16 protein-coding genes and 1 tRNA gene are annotated in these 20,602 nt (G+C 46.2%); 5 read left to right on the top strand and 12 right to left on the bottom strand.

What is annotated here, in order from left to right:
* Positions 1-2 precede the first annotated feature (2 nt).
* The 5 genes from H3V12_RS07590 to H3V12_RS07570 form a co-directional block, all read right to left on the bottom strand.
* Positions 3-1,577 (bottom strand): AMP-binding protein, encoded by a 1,575-nt coding sequence (locus tag H3V12_RS07590; RefSeq protein ID WP_198214182.1) that lies wholly within the window; start codon positions 1,575-1,577, stop codon positions 3-5.
* A gap of 150 nt (positions 1,578-1,727) precedes the next feature.
* Positions 1,728-3,566 carry a dihydroxy-acid dehydratase gene (gene ilvD, locus H3V12_RS07585; protein WP_198214181.1) on the bottom strand — a complete coding sequence of 613 codons (1,839 nt, stop codon included), beginning with the start codon at positions 3,564-3,566 and terminating at the stop codon, positions 1,728-1,730.
* Between the two features lie 162 nt (positions 3,567-3,728).
* On the bottom strand, positions 3,729-4,364 hold the full coding sequence (bluB, locus tag H3V12_RS07580) for a 5,6-dimethylbenzimidazole synthase (protein WP_198214179.1): 636 nt from the start codon (positions 4,362-4,364) through the stop codon (positions 3,729-3,731).
* A 456-nt stretch (positions 4,365-4,820) separates the two neighbouring features.
* Positions 4,821-4,896 (bottom strand) — tRNA-Ala (locus H3V12_RS07575).
* Positions 4,897-5,035: 139 nt separating this feature from the next.
* The gene (locus H3V12_RS07570; protein ID WP_075869697.1) at positions 5,036-5,437 is read right to left on the bottom strand and encodes a TIGR02300 family protein; all 402 of its coding nucleotides are present in this window, start codon (positions 5,435-5,437) and stop codon (positions 5,036-5,038) included.
* Positions 5,438-5,739: 302 nt separating this feature from the next.
* On the opposite strand from H3V12_RS07570, the gene aroA reads away from it, so the two are divergent.
* The 3 genes from aroA (at position 5,740) to rpsA (ending at position 9,561) form a co-directional block, all read left to right on the top strand.
* Entirely contained in the window at positions 5,740-7,068 is a 1,329-nt protein-coding gene (gene aroA / locus H3V12_RS07565) for a 3-phosphoshikimate 1-carboxyvinyltransferase (RefSeq protein WP_198214172.1), read from the top strand.
* The gene (gene cmk, locus H3V12_RS07560) at positions 7,065-7,712 is read left to right on the top strand and encodes a (d)CMP kinase (RefSeq protein ID WP_198214170.1); all 648 of its coding nucleotides are present in this window, start codon (positions 7,065-7,067) and stop codon (positions 7,710-7,712) included. Before aroA ends, cmk begins: the two co-directional genes overlap by 4 nt.
* 148 nt (positions 7,713-7,860) lie before the next feature.
* Positions 7,861-9,561, top strand: a complete 1,701-nt coding sequence (rpsA, locus tag H3V12_RS07555; RefSeq protein WP_075913611.1) for a 30S ribosomal protein S1 — start codon at positions 7,861-7,863, stop codon at positions 9,559-9,561.
* Between the two features lie 657 nt (positions 9,562-10,218).
* Here rpsA and secB read toward each other — a convergent pair.
* Together secB and H3V12_RS07545 are read right to left on the bottom strand one after the other, a co-directional pair.
* Positions 10,219-10,698, bottom strand: coding sequence for a protein-export chaperone SecB (gene secB / locus H3V12_RS07550; RefSeq protein ID WP_075869701.1), 480 nt, complete (start codon positions 10,696-10,698; stop codon positions 10,219-10,221).
* A gap of 125 nt (positions 10,699-10,823) precedes the next feature.
* A complete protein-coding gene (locus H3V12_RS07545) occupies positions 10,824-11,345 on the bottom strand; it encodes an FxsA family protein (protein ID WP_075913609.1) in 522 nt (173 codons plus the stop codon).
* A gap of 185 nt (positions 11,346-11,530) precedes the next feature.
* Between H3V12_RS07545 and H3V12_RS07540 the strand changes: the two genes are divergently transcribed.
* On the top strand, positions 11,531-12,220 hold the full coding sequence (locus tag H3V12_RS07540) for a Tim44/TimA family putative adaptor protein (protein ID WP_198214168.1): 690 nt from the start codon (positions 11,531-11,533) through the stop codon (positions 12,218-12,220).
* Between the two features lie 64 nt (positions 12,221-12,284).
* The gene (locus H3V12_RS07535; protein ID WP_198214166.1) at positions 12,285-12,842 is read left to right on the top strand and encodes a Smr/MutS family protein; all 558 of its coding nucleotides are present in this window, start codon (positions 12,285-12,287) and stop codon (positions 12,840-12,842) included.
* A 331-nt stretch (positions 12,843-13,173) separates the two neighbouring features.
* On the opposite strand, the gene H3V12_RS07530 is transcribed toward H3V12_RS07535, so the two are convergent.
* The 5 genes from H3V12_RS07530 to H3V12_RS07510 form a co-directional block, all read right to left on the bottom strand.
* A complete protein-coding gene (locus H3V12_RS07530) occupies positions 13,174-14,139 on the bottom strand; it encodes a DUF1402 family protein (RefSeq protein WP_198214164.1) in 966 nt (321 codons plus the stop codon).
* A gap of 105 nt (positions 14,140-14,244) precedes the next feature.
* A complete protein-coding gene (locus H3V12_RS07525; protein WP_198214162.1) occupies positions 14,245-16,317 on the bottom strand; it encodes a transglycosylase domain-containing protein in 2,073 nt (690 codons plus the stop codon).
* Positions 16,318-17,059: 742 nt separating this feature from the next.
* The gene (locus H3V12_RS07520; RefSeq protein ID WP_198214352.1) at positions 17,060-18,085 is read right to left on the bottom strand and encodes an Hsp33 family molecular chaperone; all 1,026 of its coding nucleotides are present in this window, start codon (positions 18,083-18,085) and stop codon (positions 17,060-17,062) included.
* A 197-nt stretch (positions 18,086-18,282) separates the two neighbouring features.
* Complete coding sequence (argF, locus tag H3V12_RS07515; protein WP_075915644.1) at positions 18,283-19,206, bottom strand: ornithine carbamoyltransferase; 924 nt, start codon at positions 19,204-19,206, stop codon at positions 18,283-18,285.
* Positions 19,207-19,216: 10 nt separating this feature from the next.
* Positions 19,217-20,416, bottom strand: coding sequence for an aspartate aminotransferase family protein (locus H3V12_RS07510; RefSeq protein ID WP_075913604.1), 1,200 nt, complete (start codon positions 20,414-20,416; stop codon positions 19,217-19,219).
* Positions 20,417-20,602: the final 186 nt, after the last annotated feature.

Here is a 20,602-nt window from a genome sequence, read left to right as displayed (position 1 = left end):
TTTTAAAGCCTTGTAACTTCAGGGGCACCCTCTTCAACCATTCTTTTTACCATGACGCGGGCAATTTTTCCGCTCCACGTCATTGGCCAATGGTTGATCATATAAAAATCTTTCGGGATTTTGAATTTTTCCATTAACGGGCGGCAAAACTCGCGCAATTCATCTGCCGTTAACGGGGCATCTTTGAATGAAATGACGCTGACAAGACGTTCTCCATAAATGTCATCGGCAATTCCGAAAGCAATTGCTTCACTGATATTTGGGATAGTTTTCAATGCCGTTTCTATTTCGGCAAGATAAATATTGTTGCCGCCCGAAATAATCATGCTGCCGGCACGACCCATTACATAAAGTTCGCCATTTTTGTCGATCATGCCAAGGTCGCCAACAGTTGCCCCATACTGGTTACGGACAAATGCCTTGCCATTGTCACCCCATAAATATCCATCCGAGATCAAATCACTTTCGACAAAAATCGTGCCGATTTTATCGGGCGTGAGCGGTAACAAATTTTCATCACGAATTGTAACTTTAACACCGGGAAACGGTTTTCCTACCGGCGACATGGAATTTTCATGTGAAAGCGTTCGGGGGGTCATTTTGTTGACAGCAACAAAACTTAATTCGGAGGCACCATAATATTGTAAAATTTCTGCATTCGGAAAAAGTGCACGTGCATCGGCATAATGTTGCCGATCAAATTTCGAAGCTCCGGTAACAAGTTGCTTTACTTGCTGAAAAACCGACTTTTTCTCATCCGCCCGTCGTTTTAATTCGTTAAGCATGGTTGGCACGCCGACAAAACGGTCGGCAGTTTTAAGAAGCTCCAATACTTCATCGACATTGAATTTTTTGACACTTTCAAAAGTCTGTCCGCTATCCAACGTTTCGATAAGAGCGTAAAGGCTTACGCCGTGCGCCATGGGCCCCGGGGCAACCGATTTATGTAATTTGTCGAGGCCGAAGAACTCACGTCCGGGGACAAGCGAGTTTCGCCAACTTTGGCGATTTCTGATAAAAGCTTTGGGAAGCCCTGTTGTGCCTGATGTAAAGCCTATGAAAAACGGTCCAAGCGGTAGATCGGCTATCGTTTTATCGGGGATAGTTCCTTCCAGAAAACGGTCATAAGTTGCCAGAAAACGGTCATAAGTTGACTGGGTGTCGGCATCTTTTTCAACATAAAGCGCTGGTAGATCAAGCGCTCGGGCAATTTCAGCAATAATACAGTTTTTGTTTTCGCAAATGACAATGTCGGGACTAAGCCGACGCATGATTTCTTCAATCTGGTTTGGTGGCGTGGCAACAGAAAGAACAGCAACACAATGCGGGCTTGCCGAACCACCAGCAAAAATTTCTCCAAAGCGGAAATGGTTCGGGAGTGCGAGTAGCACCAGACGGCCGTCATCCGGTAAACCGAAACGATCAGGGTGGCGTTTTTCCAGATTGAAAAGATTGCCTCTGAGAGCTTCGGCTCGCTGGTAGAGTGTTTTATAGTTGATTTCATTTCCGGCGATTGAAATCGCAATTTTGTCGGGTGTCAAAGTGGCATGTTTTGCCAACGCATCAATAACTGGCATTCGCCCCCCTTAACGGTTCGGGAATAATTCGAGGCCGACTTCGCGTTTGAATGTCACGGCATATTTAAAAATAACAATATATACTAAAAAATTACAATAAAACTCTCCCGCTATAATTTACCAATCATAACGGGAGAGAAAATTTTAAAATTAGATTTGGCGAACAGCGCCTTTGGCTGCCGATGTTGTCATGGCTGCATAAGCGCGTAATGCCTTGGAGACTTTGCGTTTACGAATCTCTTCCGGCTTCCAGGCTTTATCGCCTTTCTTTTCCATTTTCTTTCGGCGGTTTGCCAGTGCTGCATCGTCAACATCAAGATGGATTTTGCGATTTGGTATGTCAATTTCGATTATATCGCCTTCTTCGACAAGACCAATCGTGCCGCCTTCGGCAGCTTCCGGTGAAACATGGCCGATTGAAAGACCCGATGAACCACCGGAAAAACGGCCATCCGTGACGAGAGCACAAACCTTTCCCAGACCTTTCGATTTCAGATAGCTTGTCGGATAAAGCATTTCCTGCATTCCGGGGCCACCGCGCGGGCCTTCATAACGGATGAGCACAACATCTCCCGGTTTGATTTTGCCGTTCAAAATTGCAACCACGGCCGAATCCTGACTTTCAAAAATCCGTGCCGGACCTTTGAATTTCAAAATCGAGTCGTCGACACCGGCGGTTTTAACGATGCACCCATCCTTGGCGAGGTTGCCGTAAAGAACGGCAAGACCGCCATCCTTCGAATAGGCATGGTCGACATCACGAATGACGCCTTTTTCGCGGTCAAGGTCGACTGTTTCGTAGCGCCGTGACTGGCTGAATGGAGTTTGTGTCGGAATACCACCCGGAGCGGCACGATAAAATTCATGGATTTCGGGATTATTTGTCTGTTTGACATCCCATTTGCGCAAAGCATCCTTCAATGTCGGTTCATAAACCGTTGCAACCTCGCTATGGATAAGGCCTGCGCGGTCAAGCTCGCCCAGAATTGCCATCACGCCACCGGCGCGGTGGACATCTTCCATATGTACATTCGCAACTGCAGGTGCGACTTTACAAATAACCGGAACGTGGCGTGAAAGCCGGTCAATATCCGACATGGTAAAATCAACTTCGCCTTCTTGCGCGGCAGCTAAAAGATGAAGAACCGTATTGGTTGAACCACCCATTGAAATATCAAGTGTCATTGCATTTTCAAAAGATTTGAATGTTGCAATCGAACGGGGAAGAACACTGTCATCATCCTGTTCATAATAACGCTTGGCCAGTTCGACAATCCGGTGGCCGGCTTTCTCGAAAAGATGTTTGCGGTCGGCATGTGTTGCAAGCATTGAACCATTGCCGGGAAGCGAAAGCCCCAGAGCTTCGGTCAGGCAATTCATCGAGTTTGCTGTAAACATGCCCGAACATGAACCGCATGTCGGGCAAGCTGCCCGTTCCATATTGGCAACTTCCGAATCGCTGTTATGGTCATCGGCTGCCGCAACCATCGCATCAATCAGGTCAACGGCGAGCTCTTTGCCCTTCCATTTGATTTTTCCCGCTTCCATCGGTCCGCCGGAAACAAAAATCGTCGGAATATTAAGCCGCAAGGCTGCCATCAACATTCCCGGAGTAATTTTATCGCAGTTGGAAATGCATACCAAAGCATCTGCACAATGGGCATTGACCATATATTCAACCGAGTCGGCAATGATCTCACGGGATGGAAGAGAATAGAGCATACCATCATGCCCCATTGCGATACCGTCATCGACAGCAATTGTATTAAACTCTTTGGCAACGCCGCCAGCTTTTTCCACTTCGCGGGCAACGAGTTGTCCCATATCTTTAAGATGGACATGGCCTGGAACAAATTGTGTAAATGAATTGGCAATCGCAATAATCGGCTTACCAAAATCTCCGTCTTTCATTCCTGTGGCACGCCATAAGCCACGGGCACCGGCCATATTCCGGCCATGAGTAGAAGTTCTTGAGCGATAGGGAGGCATTTCGAATTTCCTTGAATAATTCCAATGTAGTAACGGTTTTGCCGCACAGATCATATAAACGCAAGGATTTTAAACGCTTTTTTGATCAATGCTCAATCACATTTAGATTAGAATCAAAAACAATTTTAAATTTAAACGCAATATTATTATTTAAACGCAATATTATTGCGCACCTTTTGGCCATTCTTCATGATAAATAAGGCTTTCGAGCGGTACGCGTTTGCGCCAGCCTTTTTGCTCGAGTTCCGGACTGTCATAAAAGTGGCTGACATAACCGATACACAAATAGGCAATGATTTCTATTTCAGCCGGAATTTTTAACAACGCCTTCAATTCATCATCATGATAAATAGAAACCCAGCCGACACCGATGTTTTCGGCCCGTGCCGCAAGCCATAAATTTTCCACAGCACAAACGCAACTATAAGCCGACATTTGCGGATTATGAAAACGGCCAAGACCGGTGCGGCCATCGCGCGAGCGGTCACATGTGACAACAAGATTAAGAGGGGCTTTGACGATTCCTTGTAATTTCAGTCGGTTATAAAGCTTGCGCCTTTCGTCGGTAAAAATTTTTGCTTCTTCGGCCTGTGCTCTGGCAAAAATTTCTTTGACTTGGTTTTTTCGTTTTTTATCGCGGATAAGAATGAAATTCCACGGCTGCTGGAAGCCCACGGAAGGTGCTGAATGGGCGGCTTCAAGGAGTTTCTTTATAACAGCATCATCAAGCGGTCGGGGTAAAAATTCATCGCGCACATCGCGCCGTTCATGGATGACTTTGTAGATATCTTCCAACATAAATTCTGTGCCGAACTCCTTATTGATTGTGCCAATGGTTGAATGAAAATCGGTCTCTTGGCGACATAAGAACACTTTCCGAAATTCATTAGCCGTCTAACGAATGCCTTATAATTGATAATGTGAAGCAATCAAGTTTATCACTGCTCTCGTCAATCAATTCGACAGCACAAAAATAATCGAACATGTTTTGGTTATGATTGAAGCGATCAAGATTCCGAGAAATCCGGATTTCTTGCTGATGTTTCAGGCGGCTTCTCAAGGGAGGCTAAAAATCGTGAGGTTGGAGAAAAAACGGAAAGCGGGCGGAATAGAAAAAACAATAACGACAGCGGATTGAAAACGAAAAGATAAAAACCGCGTTGAAAAAAATGGACCTTAAGTCAAAGAAGTCCAACAGCAAAAATTATAAAATTGCGATAAGGAAGTTTTTGAATCTGGAAGGTTTTTCAAGATTGGTGGAGCTAAGCGGGATCGAACCGCTGACCTCTTGCATGCCATGCAAGCGCTCTCCCAGCTGAGCTATAGCCCCATTCAAGATGAGAAGGTCACGACGTGACCTTCCGGGATCAAGACAAAATGTCTGGCGGCTTCTTAAATTGAGTGGCGCCAAAGATCAAGAGGGAAATTGCAATCTTTATAAAGAAAGCGACTTCCTCTTCTTGATCTCGTTAAATGTCGTCGTCTTTATGAACTTTATTGCCGCCGGTGATAATGCCGCTAACGTCGTCATCCTCGTCGTCTTCATCATCCGGCAAGAATGCGTCATCATCATCGTCACCAAGGTCGACATCCTCATCGTCACCGATGTCAGGAATTTCTTCACCACCCTTTGTTTCATCATCGGCATCTTCAAGCGAGATGAATTCGGGCTTCTCTAATGCCGTGTCAAGGTCCTCCGTCTCTGTCTCCTCTTCCTCATCCTCGCCCTTAGCGTCGGCTGTGGCGTCGAAATAGGATCTTGGGTAGGAGATCCCAGTATAAGGTGAAATAATCGGGTCACGATTGAGATCATAGAATTTCTTTCCCGTTTCCGGGTCTATTCTTTTGGTTCCAAGTTCAGGTTTTGCCATGGACCGAGCCTCTTTTGGTTGGTCGTGCTGTTTCTATTTGCTTCATGCTTATAAAAATAGCCACGCGCCTTTGTTTGAAAGCATTTTAACCGGACACGAGCATTTACGCGTCCATAAAAATGCCGTTGAGATTAATCAAAAAATCCGTTCACGGTGCTTAAGCGCAAAAATATGCTTTTGTCAAAGATAAACAATAAGAACCATGTTCAATTTCCTTCAAGCGATGTATTTTTTCATGACGTATGAAACTCGTTATGTTAGAAGCATGCTTTTCCTATATATAAAGAAGAAATACGTTTGCCATGTCTGAACCGCTTCCCGCTAAATCGAAAAAATCTGCCGATCTTTCCGGACATATCTGGATACCGGGCGATAAATCCATTTCCCACCGTTCATTGATGTTCGGTGCTCTGGCAAGTGGAGAAACCCGCATTTCCGGTCTTTTGGAAGGTGAGGATGTTATTCACACAGCCAATGCCATGCGGGCCATGGGTGCAACAATCACGAAGGATAATGATGTTTATGTTATCCATGGAACAGGAAACGGTTGCCTTTTGGAACCCGAACAACCGCTTGATTTCGGTAATGCCGGAACCGGTGCGAGATTGACGATGGGGCTTGTCGGTACCTACGCAATGAAGACACGTTTTATCGGTGATGCATCCCTGTCAAAACGGCCGATGGGGCGCATCCTTGATCCGTTACGGCTGATGGGCGTGCAGGTAGAAGCCTCGGAAGGTGACAGATTGCCTTTGACATTATGGGGTGCTGTGACACCCAACCCGATTACCTATCGCGTTCCTATGGCATCGGCACAGGTGAAATCTGCCGTTTTGCTTGCCGGTCTCAATACCCCCGGCATTACCACCGTCATCGAGCCGGTCATGACACGTGACCACACCGAAAAGATGCTTGTGGGCTTTGGTGCCGATCTTGAGGTCGAGACAGATAATGACGGTGTGCGCTATATCCATCTAGAGGGGCAGGGGGAATTGCACGGGCAGGATATTACCATTCCCGGCGATCCGTCATCAGCAGCATTTCCGATTGTGGCAGCCTTGATTACCGAAGGTTCGGATATAACCATAGAAAATGTGTTGTTAAATTCCACCCGCACCGGATTAATCACTACACTTTTGGAAATGGGAGCTGACATCAGTTTTGAAAACAAACGACAGACCGGCGGGGAAGAGGTGGCCGACATTCGCGTGCGTTCATCCCGATTAAAAGGGGTAAAGGTGCCAAAAGAGCGTGCGCCTTCAATGATCGACGAATACCCCGTTCTTGCAGTTGCAGCCGCCTTTGCCGAGGGAAAAACTGTCATGGAAGGGCTTGCAGAACTCAGAGTCAAGGAATCAGACCGGCTCGCGGCCGTCGCCAACGGTTTGAAAAAAAATGGCGTTGACTGTGAAGAAGGAAAAGATTTCCTGATCGTGACTGGCGACCCTTCGGCAAAAAATATTGGTGGCGGAATTGTCACAACATATCTCGACCACCGCATTGCCATGAGCTTTCTGGTGCTCGGTCTTGGAGCTGCAAAGCCTGTAACAATTGATGATAAACGCATGATTGCAACAAGTTTTCCTGAATTTATGGGGCTAATGGCCAAATTGGGAGCGCATATCGAATGACCCCGAACAAGCCGTTTATTATTGCAATTGATGGGCCTGCCGCTTCGGGAAAGGGCACATTGGCGCGAAAACTTGCCTCCCATTACGGGTTTTCCTATCTTGATACCGGCTTGACCTATCGCGCGGTTGCCGATGAACTCTTAAAACGTCGTTTGCCACTCAATGACGAGGATATTGCTTTAAAAACAGCCTCATTAATAGATTTTGGTTCGCTTGATCGGGCGCATTTATCCGAACATGAAATCGGTGAAGCAGCATCGAAAGTGGCGGTGATGGGGCGTTTGCGCAAAACATTGGTCGACATGCAAAAAGCTTTTGCCGAACAAAGTAAAGGGGCGGTTCTTGACGGGCGCGATATCGGAACAGTTGTCTGTCCTGATGCGGATGTTAAGCTCTATATTATTGCAGCAGCTGAAGTGAGGGCCAAGCGGCGCTATAATGAAATGGTGGGCAAGGGCGAGAAAGCCGATTATAATGCTATTCTTGCCGATCTTAAGCGGCGTGACGAACGCGATATGAAGCGCGCCGAAAGCCCTTTGAAACCTGCAAAAGATGCGCACTTGCTTGATACAACAAAATTGAGTATAGAAGGCGCGTTTGCTGCCGCTTGTGCTATTATTGATCCAATTATAGAAAAACGGTAAAAGACTTAAGAGAAATGTTATTTCCGGCCATGCGCCAAACTACCCCGCTAAAGAGCGGGCGGCAGGAAAATAGCATCGTTTTAACACTAACCCGGCGCTCGTGCCTTATTTCATATTCCTATCAAAAGGCACTTCTTCAGGAGTTTCTATGTCACAATACAATCCCACAAAAGCGGATTTCGAAGCCCTTTTGGCTGAATCCCTCCAGACCCATGATCTTGTCGAGGGTTCGGTTGTCAAAGGCCGCATCATTGCAATTGAAAAAGATATGGCAATCATTGATGCCGGTCTTAAAGTCGAAGGCCGCGTTCCGTTAAAGGAATTCGGTGCCAAGGGTAAAGACGGCTCGCTTAAGCCTGGCGATGAAGTCGAGGTTTATGTCGAACGCATCGAAAACGCGATGGGTGAAGCTGTTCTTTCACGCGAAAAAGCCCGCCGTGAAGAGAGCTGGGTTCGTCTGGAAGAAAAATTCAATGCCGGTGAACGCGTTGAAGGTGTTATTTTCAGTCAGGTCAAAGGCGGTTTCACAGTTGATCTTGATGGTGCCGTTGCTTTCTTGCCGCGCAGCCAGGTCGACATTCGTCCGATTCGCGACGTAACGCCGTTGATGCATACCCCGCAGCCTTTTGAGATTTTGAAAATGGACCGTCGTCGTGGCAATATTGTTGTTTCACGCCGTACAGTTCTTGAAGAAAGCCGTGCCGAACAGCGTTCTGAAATCGTACAAAACCTTGAAGAAGGTCAGGTTGTCGAGGGTGTTGTCAAGAACATCACCGATTACGGTGCATTCGTTGACCTCGGCGGTATTGATGGCCTCTTGCACGTTACCGATATGGCATGGCGCCGTGTCAACCACCCGTCTGAAATCCTCTCGATCGGCCAGACCGTAAAAGTACAGATCATCCGTATCAATCAGGAAACACATCGTATTTCTCTGGGCATGAAACAGCTTGAGAGCGACCCGTGGGAAGGCATTACCGACAAATATCCTGTTGGCAAGAAGATCAAGGGCACTGTTACCAACATTACCGATTATGGTGCTTTTGTTGAAATCGAACCGGGTATTGAAGGTCTTATCCACGTTTCAGAAATGAGCTGGACCAAGAAGAACGTTCACCCCGGAAAGATTCTTTCGACCTCTCAGGAAGTTGAAGTTGTTGTTCTGGAAGTGGATCCGGCAAAACGCCGTATTTCTCTGGGCCTCAAGCAGACATTCGAAAACCCGTGGACAGCTTTTGCCAACAAATTCCCTGTTGGTTCTGTTGTTGAAGGTGAAGTCAAGAACAAAACCGAATTCGGCCTCTTTATCGGCCTTGAAGGCGATGTTGACGGCATGGTCCACCTATCCGATCTCGACTGGAACCGTCCTGGCGAGCAGGTTATCGAAGAATACAACAAGGGTGACGTCGTCAAGGCTGTTGTTCTTGATGTTGATGTCGACAAAGAACGTATTTCACTCGGCATCAAGCAGCTTTCCGGTGACAAGGTCGGTGAAGCTGTTGCTTCTGGTGAATTGCGCAAAGGTGCTGTTGTTACCTGCGAAGTTACAGCAATCCACGACAATGGCATTGATGTAAAACTGGTCGATCATGATCTCGAAACAACAATCCGTCGTTCGGATTTGTCGCTTGATCGTGATGAACAACGTCCGGAACGCTTCACTGTCGGCCAGAAGGTCGATGCCCGCGTTACCGCATTCGACAAAAAGACCCGCAAGATCACAGTTTCAATCAAGGCTTTGGAAATTGCCGAAGAAAAAGAAGCTGTTGCACAATATGGTTCGTCGGATGCCGGTGCTTCACTCGGCGACATTCTGGGAGCCGCGTTGAAGAAGCAGGAACAGGAATAATCCTTTCGGTTCTGGCGTCGCAGTTGACTGCGATGGCTTTTAAACAAATCAGAAAAACCCGCCTTGAAAGGCGGGTTTTTTTATAAACGATGACGTTTTTGATGTTTTATAATTGAATTGCCGTTTTTCATTATAAAGCAGGAAAGTGGTGTTACTAAAGCTTCATCCGCGCGACAGGTAACACACATTCAATAAGTATTTTCAAAATAGCAGGATTTGAAAAACCGTATCGGTTAAAGCGGCTATCGGCTTATTTTTTAGCGGTTAGAATGGGATGTTTTTAAAACTGCAAGCGGGAGCTTCTTTGCTAATAATCACCTCATATCGCAGGAGGCGGGGCTAGATATAATACGGTTTGATAAGTGCGGTAGCGATTGTTCTGTTTATTAGCCAGAGTGAATGGATCTTTCTTGCTTTGAACAATCAATAAAGTTCGGTTTTGCAAGTGATTGACTGAAATGCGCTTCGGTCCGCTTTTTAAAATATTTTGTTTTGAAAATTAAACGACAAAAGACGGATGGCTACAGTCGTTATTTTGTCTATCTTGGGCGAGCCACATTATTATTTTGTCAATGTTGGGCAAGGAAATCGGAACGAGACAAAAAATTCCCGCGAATTTCGCGGGAATGTTGGACTGATCGAAGAGTTTTTAAATTCTTACGAAGGATTGGACTTTTGTGCTTTTGCCTGTTCTTCGGCAACGCGCTTCTGGAACAAACCGGCAAAATCGATCGGGTCGATCATCAAAGGCGGGAAGCCGCCATTTCTTGTTGCATCGGCAACAATCTGGCGTGCGAAAGGAAAGAGCAAGCGCGGGCATTCAATGAAAACCAGCGGCATAACATGTTCCTGAGGAATGTTTTTTACACGAAAAACACCGCCATAGACCAATTCGACGTTGAACAGCATATCCTTGCCTTCGCCAGCTTTGGCAGTGAGCGAAAGGACAACGTCATAATTGTCATCTTCCATGGGATTGGCATTAACGTTGATACCGATATTGATTTCGGGTGCTTTCTCGCGTGGTCTCAATGCCTGTGGAGCATTCGGGCTTTCAAATGAAAAATCCTTGAGATACTGCGTTAGAACCGTGAATACGGGAGCTTCGCCATTTTTATTTGCTTCGCCTTCGGCCATAATGAAAACCTTCCATGATTAGCGCCAAAATGCGCCATGAGGGGTTGGAGATACTACGGGCTAGCATGTCGCAGGCATTGTTGCAATAAAAGGGACACCGCCTTTCACTATTTTTCGCTTTATTATCAATTCAGACGCTTGTTATCGTCATCTTTACGCCATGGCGAATGTTCGGGATCGGATGAATGATAATCTTCCGCATCAAGATCAATCGTTTGCGAATGACTGCTTTCGTAGCTGTTTTCTCTAAAACCGGATGAAAAACTGGTGCGGACGGTCATTCTTTTCGATACCCATTTCCATAAGAGATCACGTATTTGCGGGATAAAAAGCAAAAGGCCGATAATATCGGTAACAAAACCCGGAATGATCAGCAGGATAGCAGCCATGATAAGCAATGCACCGTGGGCAAGTTCGCGGTCAGGTATGTGGCCGGCAGCAAGTTCGTGCTGCATTTTTGCAAGGAGTGTAATTCCCTGAATACGCAGAAGGATAAATCCGACGATCATAGACAAAATGATAAGGCCTAATGTTGCAAGGACGCCTATCTCTTTTCCAACAATGATGAAACCGGCAATCTCGATAAAAATTGCGGCAAGCAAAAATACGCCGGCAATATTGGGGGTATTACGGTAGATATTTCTCACCAATGTTGTCCTTTCCAGATTTTTTAAGGCATAATGATCGCAGAAATATAATTCCTTCTTTAAATAGGGATTAAAAAGCCATATTTGAATGATGGCTTTTGCTGTTCTATATATTTAAATCAAAGCTTATCACCGCATTGTTGTAGTGATACCCATTTTTCGAGTTTTGGAGATCGGCCGCGCAGATGGATTTCGACATTGTACTGGTTATTGCTCTGGTTATTGCTGTGGTGGTTTTTCTGCAGCTACGCAGTGTGTTGGGAAAACGCACAGGTTTTGAAAGGCCGCCCTTCGACCCCTATTCACGTCAAGCGGAAAAAGCGGAAGACAAGGAAACCGATACCGTCGTTGCATTACCAAAGCCGGAAGTCAAAGTAGCCGATGATTTTTCCGATATTGATAAAATTGCCCCTGAGGACAGCGACCTTAACAAAGGATTGCGCGCTATCCGCAAAGAAGATCCGACATTTTCACCCAATTCATTTCTTGATGGTGCGAGAGTGGCTTATGAAATGGTCGTAACTGCTTTTGCCAAGGGGGATAAGAAAACACTGAAAACGCTTTTATCCGACGAAGTTTATGCGGGATTTTCTGCAGCAATTGATGAGCGTGATAAAAAAGGTGAAAATGTCAAATTCACGTTTGTCGGCATTGATAAAATAGAAATTGTCGACGCTTCGTGCGAAGCGGATATTGCACAACTGACAATCAGGGTCGAGAGCGAGATTATCTCGGCAACTTACGATGATAGCCAGAAACTTATAGATGGTGACCCGCAAACAATAGCTGAAATCAAGGATATCTGGACGTTTGCACGGGATGTCAAATCGCGCGATCCGAACTGGAAAATTATCGGCACAGAAGATGGTGAGTAATTTTCTCTAGAAACGCTAGGTTCAGCCGATCACATCGGGCGTATAACTTGAAGGTTGCATGACCATGGCTCGTGATAATAATCGGGATGAGTTCTATCGGCTGAAACTTGAAGACCGTATTTTATGGGATAAAGTGAGGAGTACTGCAATTCCCTTGGCAAAATCGGAGCGTTTCACTGTCGAGATCAAGGATATGCCGGCCGTTTTCTCAATGGAGCTTTTACGGCAAACCAGACTGAACACTATAACCGATGATGATAATGATCGGAAAGCAGCTCCGCCGAAGCTTTTTCCATTCGATAAGCCGACTTATCGGAAGATATCGCGCGGACGTGTCGAGATCGAGGGACGCGTCGACCTTCACGGCCTTTATCGCGATGAAGCTTACTCTTTACTCCTTAACTTTTTACAGTCTGCACGCCATCGCGGCTTGCGTCACGTTCTTGTCATTACCGGAAAAGGTTTGTCTGTCGGCAGTGAAGGTGTTTTGCGGCAGGCCGTTCCCCATTGGCTGGAGACTGCACCTTTCCGCCAGATTATATCTTCCTTTGAAGATGCTCCGCGAAATCACGGTGGTAAAGGTGCGCTTTATGTGCGCTTGCGGCGGCAATTAAAAAACTGATTTGATAAAACTGTTCTGCCTGTTTTTCTGATCGTCAGGAATTATTTTCTGTACCCCATAATTTAATTGGTAGCGGATATAATTGACGTTCAAGCAGATGCGGTTTCAAAACAGATAGTTTTGATTGGCTGATGAACCTATCCGAGCTTTGAAAAAAATTATCATTTTCAATTTCTGGCAGGAAAGAGAAAATAACCGGAAAGCTTTTGAAACAGGCAGTATGAAATAAGATCTGCCGAAATTTGATCATGAAAAGAATTATCAGATCGCCGGATTATCTAACAATGGAGATATAGAGAAAATAGCAGAGAAAGCAATAATGAGGAGGTTTTTAAAACAGCTTTTCAAGATCGCCGATTTTGCTGTTTACAAACCAGCCGTAATAATTTTCTTGCGGCAATTTGGGTTGTTCCCCATGTGCAACTGCCCGTTTGTTTTCTTCGGCCAATGCCCGCGCGCGTGCTTCTGCCCCTCCGGTATTATAGAGTGTGGCAGTCAAACCGGGGTTTTCCGAAATATCAAAGTCGGCAATCTGGCGATAAGCATCAATGGATTGGCGGATTGTTGCTGCAATATAGGGAATGGTCTGATCGGGATCCATAATGGTTTTATAGACTTGTCCGCCATTCTCCGCAGAAAGTTTGGGCAAACCGGAAATACGGTTAACTCTGTCCGACATCATCAAGGCTGTGAGCGGATTGACCTGTCCTAATCCGAAAGTCTGACCGGCAAAAAACGGTTGGAAAAATACCGCACTGAAACGGTTATTGGGATATTTTTTCCCGTCGACTGTTTTACCTCGAAAATCCTTGTCCCAGATATTTTCGCGACATGTCCATAATCTATAGCTGTCGGAAAGTCCGTTACACGGGGAAAACTGTTTGCGTTTGACAAAATCGGTTACATCTTCCCCGTTATAGGCAAATTGTACACCTTGATTAAGATAGGACATGCCTTTCACATAATAGGTCTGTAAACGGTCATAGACATCAACATTATAGGTGTGTTCGCCAATTATTGCACCCGCGATGTGGATAGGATTGATGCCGTAATCCTTGGCAGTTGCAATAATCCGTGCTCTGAGTTTGCTATCATTCTTCAATAGATTGTAAATTTTGGCATATTTTGCAGCATAGCTTGTCGAAAGTTCGCGCGTGCGCTTTGCCGATGCACCGGGAACCTGAGGTTGCACCGCATTACGGTTACCCGCAGGAACAACGGTTAAAGCTTCGGCCTCACCGATGAACGATAGAATTAACGGTATGATAAAACACAGCTTCTTGACGATTGTTGGCATGTGCTTACCCTATCTGGAAATTGAAAATATTTAGCCCGTAAAAATACTTTTATCGTGTTCACGGCAAATTGCCAGCGACATTAGCTATTTTTAGCGCATTCCTTGTCATCGGCCACGTAAAAAGTCGAAGAATGAACGTTTTTTGGTTTGTGCCGGCTGAGCCCCACCATTCACGTCGGCTTGTGGACGGGGAGCCCAATAATCGTCACTGCTTCCCGGTTCAGGCGGTGGAGCCGGATAAGGCGTTGTCGAAGGTTGTTCGCTTTCAGGTAAAATATCATTGCCTCCGGGAACTGCATTTTGCAGATTATAATTGCCCGGAAGCGGCGAAACCGGTAACGATTTTTCGGCAACCGTCATATAGGATTTCCACGCGCGTACGGGAAGCGAACCGCCAGAGATTGTTTTCATCGGGTGGCCATCGTCATTGCCAAACCATATGCCCGTTACATAATCAGTTGTATAGCCGATAAACCATGCGTCACGAAAATCCTGACTCGTGCCGGTTTTTCCGGCTGACGGCCGGTCGATTGCAGCTTTTCGTGCTGTGCCATTCTCGACAGTTTGTTCAAGCATTGCGTTCATCATGCCGACAATATCCGGTTCGACAACGCGATTGGCAGTAATTTCACCAAAATCATATATGGTTTTACCGTTCGTATCTTCCACTTTCGAGATCAGACGCAGTTGCGGCTTATAACCGCCATTGGCAAAAGGCACAAATGCACCGGTCAATTCAAGCAGGCTCACTTCCGACGTGCCGAGTGCAATCGAGGCATTGTCCGAAAGAGCCGAATGGATGCCGAGACGGTGAGCCACTTCGATGACCTTGTCGGTACCGACCTCCATAATCAATTGGGCGGCAACAGAGTTTAGCGAATGGGATAGGGCAGTGGTCAATGTAACTTCACCCATATATTTGCCGCCATAATTTCTCGGCGTCCAATTGCCAATTCTGACGGGTGCATCATTGCGAATTGTATTGGGGGTACGGCCGGCTTCAAGCGCAGCAAGATAGACAAAAGGTTTGAACGTGGAACCGGGTTGTCTTTTTGCATCGGTTGCGCGGTTGAACTGGCTTTGCGCATAGTCTACTCCGCCCACCATGGCGCGGATTGCCCCGCTTTTATCAATTGATACAAGTGCACCCTGACTAACGTCGCGTTTTTCTCCATTTTCGGAAATTTGTGTGCGGATTGCCTCTTCGGCAGCCCTTTCAAGTGTCATATCAAGTGTGGTTTCAACAACAATATCCTTATCGGTCTCGCCAATCAGAAATGGTAATTGTTGAACGACCTGATCGGCGACATAGTTTTCCGAACCTGTCCAATAAGATTCAGCCCTCGCCATCGGTTCGGCTTCTGCCATCACTACCTCGGCGTCATTCACCATGCCTTCTTCTTTCATGGCAGCAAGAACGAGTTTGGCGCGGTCATTGGCAGCTTTCGGATCACGAGCAGGAGAAAGGCGCGAGGGCGCTTTTAGCAATCCCGCCAGAGTTGCGGCTTCCATCAGATCAACATCTTTTGCCGATTTTCCGAAATATCGTCTTGAGGCTGCCTCGACACCATAAGCACCCGAACCAAGATAAACGCGGTTCAAATACATTTCCAGGATCTGATCCTTGGTGTATTTATGCTCGAGCCAGAGCGCAAGTAGCGCTTCCTGCACCTTTCTTTCCAATGTTCTATCGGGAGAAAGAAACAGATTTTTGGCCAATTGTTGGGTCAGTGTTGAACCGCCCTGTTTGCTGCGACTATGGATAATATTAGTTACCATTGCGCGCGCAATTCCAATCGGATCAACACCATAATGGTCGTAAAAACGGCGGTCTTCAATTGCCACCACGGCCTTTGGTATCCACGGGCTCATTTCTTTTAATGAAAGGGCTTCTCCACCGGTGGTTCCGCGATTGGCAATCAGAAATCCGTTACGATCGATAATACGTACATTCGGCGGGCGTTGGGGAATATCCCAGGTCGAGGCTTGCGGCATTCTGAGCGCAACATAACCGACATAGCCGGCAATTGCGATAACGCCCCATATTGCTAATACAAAACACCATTTGACCAGCCGGAAAATGAACCCGTGCCTGCTTCCGGTTCCCCGTGTTTTGCCCCCTTTGGAACGGGAACCTCTTTGCGGCGGCAATGCGCGGTCATCATCAGTCAAGCGCATTGGCTCAAAGCTCCGATTTTTCTGAACAAATGTTTTTATGGAATGTGGCCAACATGGGAAGACTTTGAAAAATGTTAAAAACTCACGCGTTAAATCGGAAACCGGATTGTTCACTCCGCTCTATCATTAGAATAGCAGAATGATTCCGGCAATTTTAAGAGGGTTCGATTGCACTATCCAATCATTTTAAGCCCTGCAAGCACTTCCTCACTACTATTTATGAAATAACCTGATTTGAGGAGCGAAAGGACACTTGTCTTTAATGGTGAAGCCAAAAAATTAACGAGCAAAAGATAGAGGAAGCACCAGTCTCGTTTTTTGCTTTTCATCATCTGTACTTTTCCAGATTTGAAAACCGTTTTGAGAAAAGATTGATGAGATTCCTCAAACAACTTTATTTGCCCTTGTTTAGAACGGATGAATGTCGAAAGGCGTCAACTGAAACTATAATCAGTTTGTTAAAGCCATTTCGACAATTATTTGTGCAGGCGACAAGGTGAAACACCAATCAACAAGACAGCGAGAAATGGAGCCGGACAGGAGAACTTGCAAGTGACAAGGTTAAACACGATTGCTTTCTGATGATATTCTTTGACCTGTTTAAATTTTCAAGAAAACAAAACCCCTGTAAACCGACACGATTGGATAGAAAAGGCCCAACAGTTTACATCATCGGTTTAAGTTATAAGAATTACACCAATGCAAGATGAGGCAACGCAGCCAATCGGCTGCATTGCACTTATCAATTTTGCTTGGCCTTCAGATTGGCTACATTGTCTTGAGTTTTCCGGAATTCTTCCGGATTGAAATTATATACCGTCGAACAGAATTCACATTTTACAGTAATTCTGCCATTTTCAATGCTGGAGTTTATCTCGTCCGCGGTGAAGGTATTCAAGACATTTTCTATTTTTTCACGCGAGCATGAACATTGATCAAGAATAGTTCTTGCATTGAAAACTCTGACACCATGTTCGTGGAATAATCTGAACAATAGTCTTTCCGCTCCTACCTGTGGATCCGTCATCTCGGAACTTTCGATCGTGTCGACAAGTGCCTTGACTTCAGTCCAATGGTCGAGATCGGTCTTCTTATCAATTTTCTTGGTCGTTTTGCTTTCGATGGAAGACTTTGGAAGATGTTGGACAAGCACACCGCCAGCCCGCCAGCTTTCTCTTGAATGGCCATTTTCATCACGGTCGAAAAGTGTCGCAACGCCAAGCTTGACTTCGGTCGGAATCTGTTCCGATTGTTTGAAATAGTTACGCGCTATTTCTTCAAGACTCGAACCGTCAAGTGCAACAATCCCCTGATAGCGTTGCATATGTTCGCCCTGATCGATTGTGAGTGCCAAAGTTCCTTTGCCAAGAAGTTCTTCAGGGGCATCATGACCGGAAGCAACAGCTTCTTCGAGTTTCTTTTCATCAAATCTTGCATAAGCACGCAAACTGGACGGGGTTTTAAAATCGCACACCAAGAGATTGACCGGCCCGTCGGAGCTGGTCTGCAAAATGAATTTACCATCAAATTTCAATGATGTGCCGAGTAAAACAGTCAAAACCATCGCTTCAGCCAGCAACCGCGCTACTGGTTCTGGATAGTGGTGGCGCGACAAAATGCTGTTGACCGCGGTTCCCAATTGTACAGCGCGGCCACGTGCGTCGAGCTCTTCCACCTCGAAAGGCACAACTGCATCATCGCCAGCAAAATTGAAATCACCAAGGGAAGGGCTCTTTTTGTATTGAGCCGATTGGTCGTTTACATTCATTTCTTTTGTCAAAACCGCATTTCCTTAAAGACTGCCAGAGTATTATTGCAAAAATGGTTCTGTTTGATTTTACTTTAAAAAGCAAAGATGCTCTGGCACAATGAAGTCTCTGGACATATTGTCCAGATGAATACTTCATAATGCCTGAAGCCGGTAAATACACTAGAACCTTTTGCAAGTAGCCTTATAGATAGGTATTATTTTAACGCCTGCAAGCACCACTCAAGAACAGCCTTTTGGGCGTGCAAACGGTTTTCGGCTTCGTCAAAGACAACAGAATGCGGGCCGTCGATGACAGCATCAACAACTTCTTCACCGCGGTGGGCGGGAAGACAATGCATAAACAATGCATCCGGCTTTGCCAAATTCATCAATGCTTCATTGACTTGGTAGGGCTGGAATACATTGCGGCCACGGGCACGGAATTCCTGCCCCATAGAAACCCATGTATCGGTAACAATGCAATCGGCATTTTTGGCGGCTTCTTCAGCATCGTTGGTAAGAACGATATCGGCACCATGCTGACGCGCCCAATCAATGTATTTTTGTTGTGGTTCGCTACCTTTAGGTGTTGCAATTCTCAACTTGAATTTGAACAATGCCGAAGCTTCGATCAGGGAATGCAGAACATTGTTCCCGTCACCCATCCACGCGAAAGTTTTACCGGCAACTGGTCCGCGATGTTCTTCATAGGTCATGATATCGGCGAGAATCTGACAGGGGTGGGTGTCGTCTGTCAAAGCATTGATTACGGGAACATCCGCATATTCGGCGAGTTCCAGCATTCTGGTATGAGCCGTTGTACGGATCATAATGATGTCGACAAAGCGCGACAATACACGTGCTGTATCGGCAATCGTTTCGCTGTGGCCAAGCTGCATTTCCGAGCCGGTGAGCATGATGGCCTCGCCGCCCAATTGATGCATCCCGACATCGAACGAAACGCGTGTGCGTGTTGACGGTTTTTCGAAAATCATGGCAAGTGTTTTGCCAATAAACGGTTTTTCCGACTGCCCTTTTTTAAGAAGAGCTTTGACCTTTTTGGCATGCTCGATGATTTTGCGTGCAGTTTCGGGTGAAAGAATTGAAAGATCAGTGAAGTGGCGAATATTCTTCGTCATAATAACAAGCCTATTTTTGTTTGTGGGCATTAGAAACGTATTGGACAGCTTTTTCAATGCGGTGAAGGCCGTCGCGGATTTCATCCTCGGTCACAATGAGAGGTGGCAAGAGACGGATAACATTATTTCCTGCGCCAACGGTTAAAAGTTTTTCATCTCGCATAGCGGCGATAAGTTCAACGTTCGGGACAACGCATTTAAGCCCTGTTAAAAGCCCGATACCGCGAATGGATTGAACAACATCGGGAAACCTGTCGATGATAGAAGCCAATCCCTGTTTGAAAAGATTGGCCATGGCATTGACATGATCAAGGAAGCCATCGGACAACATGACGTCAAGCACCGCATTGGCAGCGGCCATTGCAAGAAGATTCCCGCCGAATGTCGAACCGTGGGTGCCAGGTGTCATACCTTTTGCTGCCTCTTTGGTTGCAAGGCAGGCGCCAATCGGAAAACCGCCACCAAGGCCTTTGGCAAGCGCCATGATATCCGGCTCGATATTCGACCATTGATAGGCAAAAAGTTTGCCCGTGCGCCCCATACCGGTTTGCACTTCGTCAACGATAAAAAGCAGGCCGTTTTCATCACAGATGCGACGTAATAATTGCATGAATTCGGTCGGAACCGGACGTAACCCGCTTTCACCCTGAATAGGTTCGATAAGAAGAGCGGCAGTCTTTTCGCCAATTGCAGCACGCAATGCCTTTTCATCGTCGAAAGGAACCTGTACGAAACCTTGAGCTTTCGGGCCGAAGCCTTCAAGATATTTTTGTTGGCCGCCGGCTGCAAGAGTGGCCAGTGTGCGGCCATGGAAAGCACCTTCAAAAGTTATGATTTCATAACGTTCAGGGTGTCCACTGACATATTGGTAACGTCTGGCCGTCTTGATCGCGCATTCGATTGCTTCGGCGCCGGAATTGCAGAAAAACACCTTGTCGGCAAAACTATTTGCACAAAGTCTCTCTGCTACTTTCTCCTGTTCAGGAGACTGAAAAAGGTTTGATACGTGCCAGAGCTTGTTGGCCTGTTCTTCAACGGCTTTGACAAGCTTCGGGTGATTATGGCCAAGTGCATTGACTGCAATACCGGAGGTAAAATCAAGGTAGCGCTCACCATTATCGGAGATCAACCAGGCCCCATTTCCTCGCGTGAAGCGCAAACCGATACGTGCAAAAGTATCATAAAGTGGTTGCGCATTGTTTTGGGTCATTGCCTGGTCTCCTACTCCATCGTCAATTTTCCTCTGTGACAAAATCCGGACAGTCCGGCTCTCTGTCATAGCAGGGACAATATTATCTCTGTTTTTCTGAATGAAACGTTAGGTTTTTTGAAAAACAGTTTTTATCAGAGATAAAATATCAACAGCGCCGTATTTTGCCACGACGCTGCTAAAATC

Source organism: Bartonella sp. W8167 (assembly GCF_016100335.1).
GTDB classification, from domain to species: Bacteria; Pseudomonadota; Alphaproteobacteria; order Rhizobiales; family Rhizobiaceae; genus Bartonella; species Bartonella apis.
This window is presented reverse-complemented; position numbering and strand designations above follow the sequence as displayed.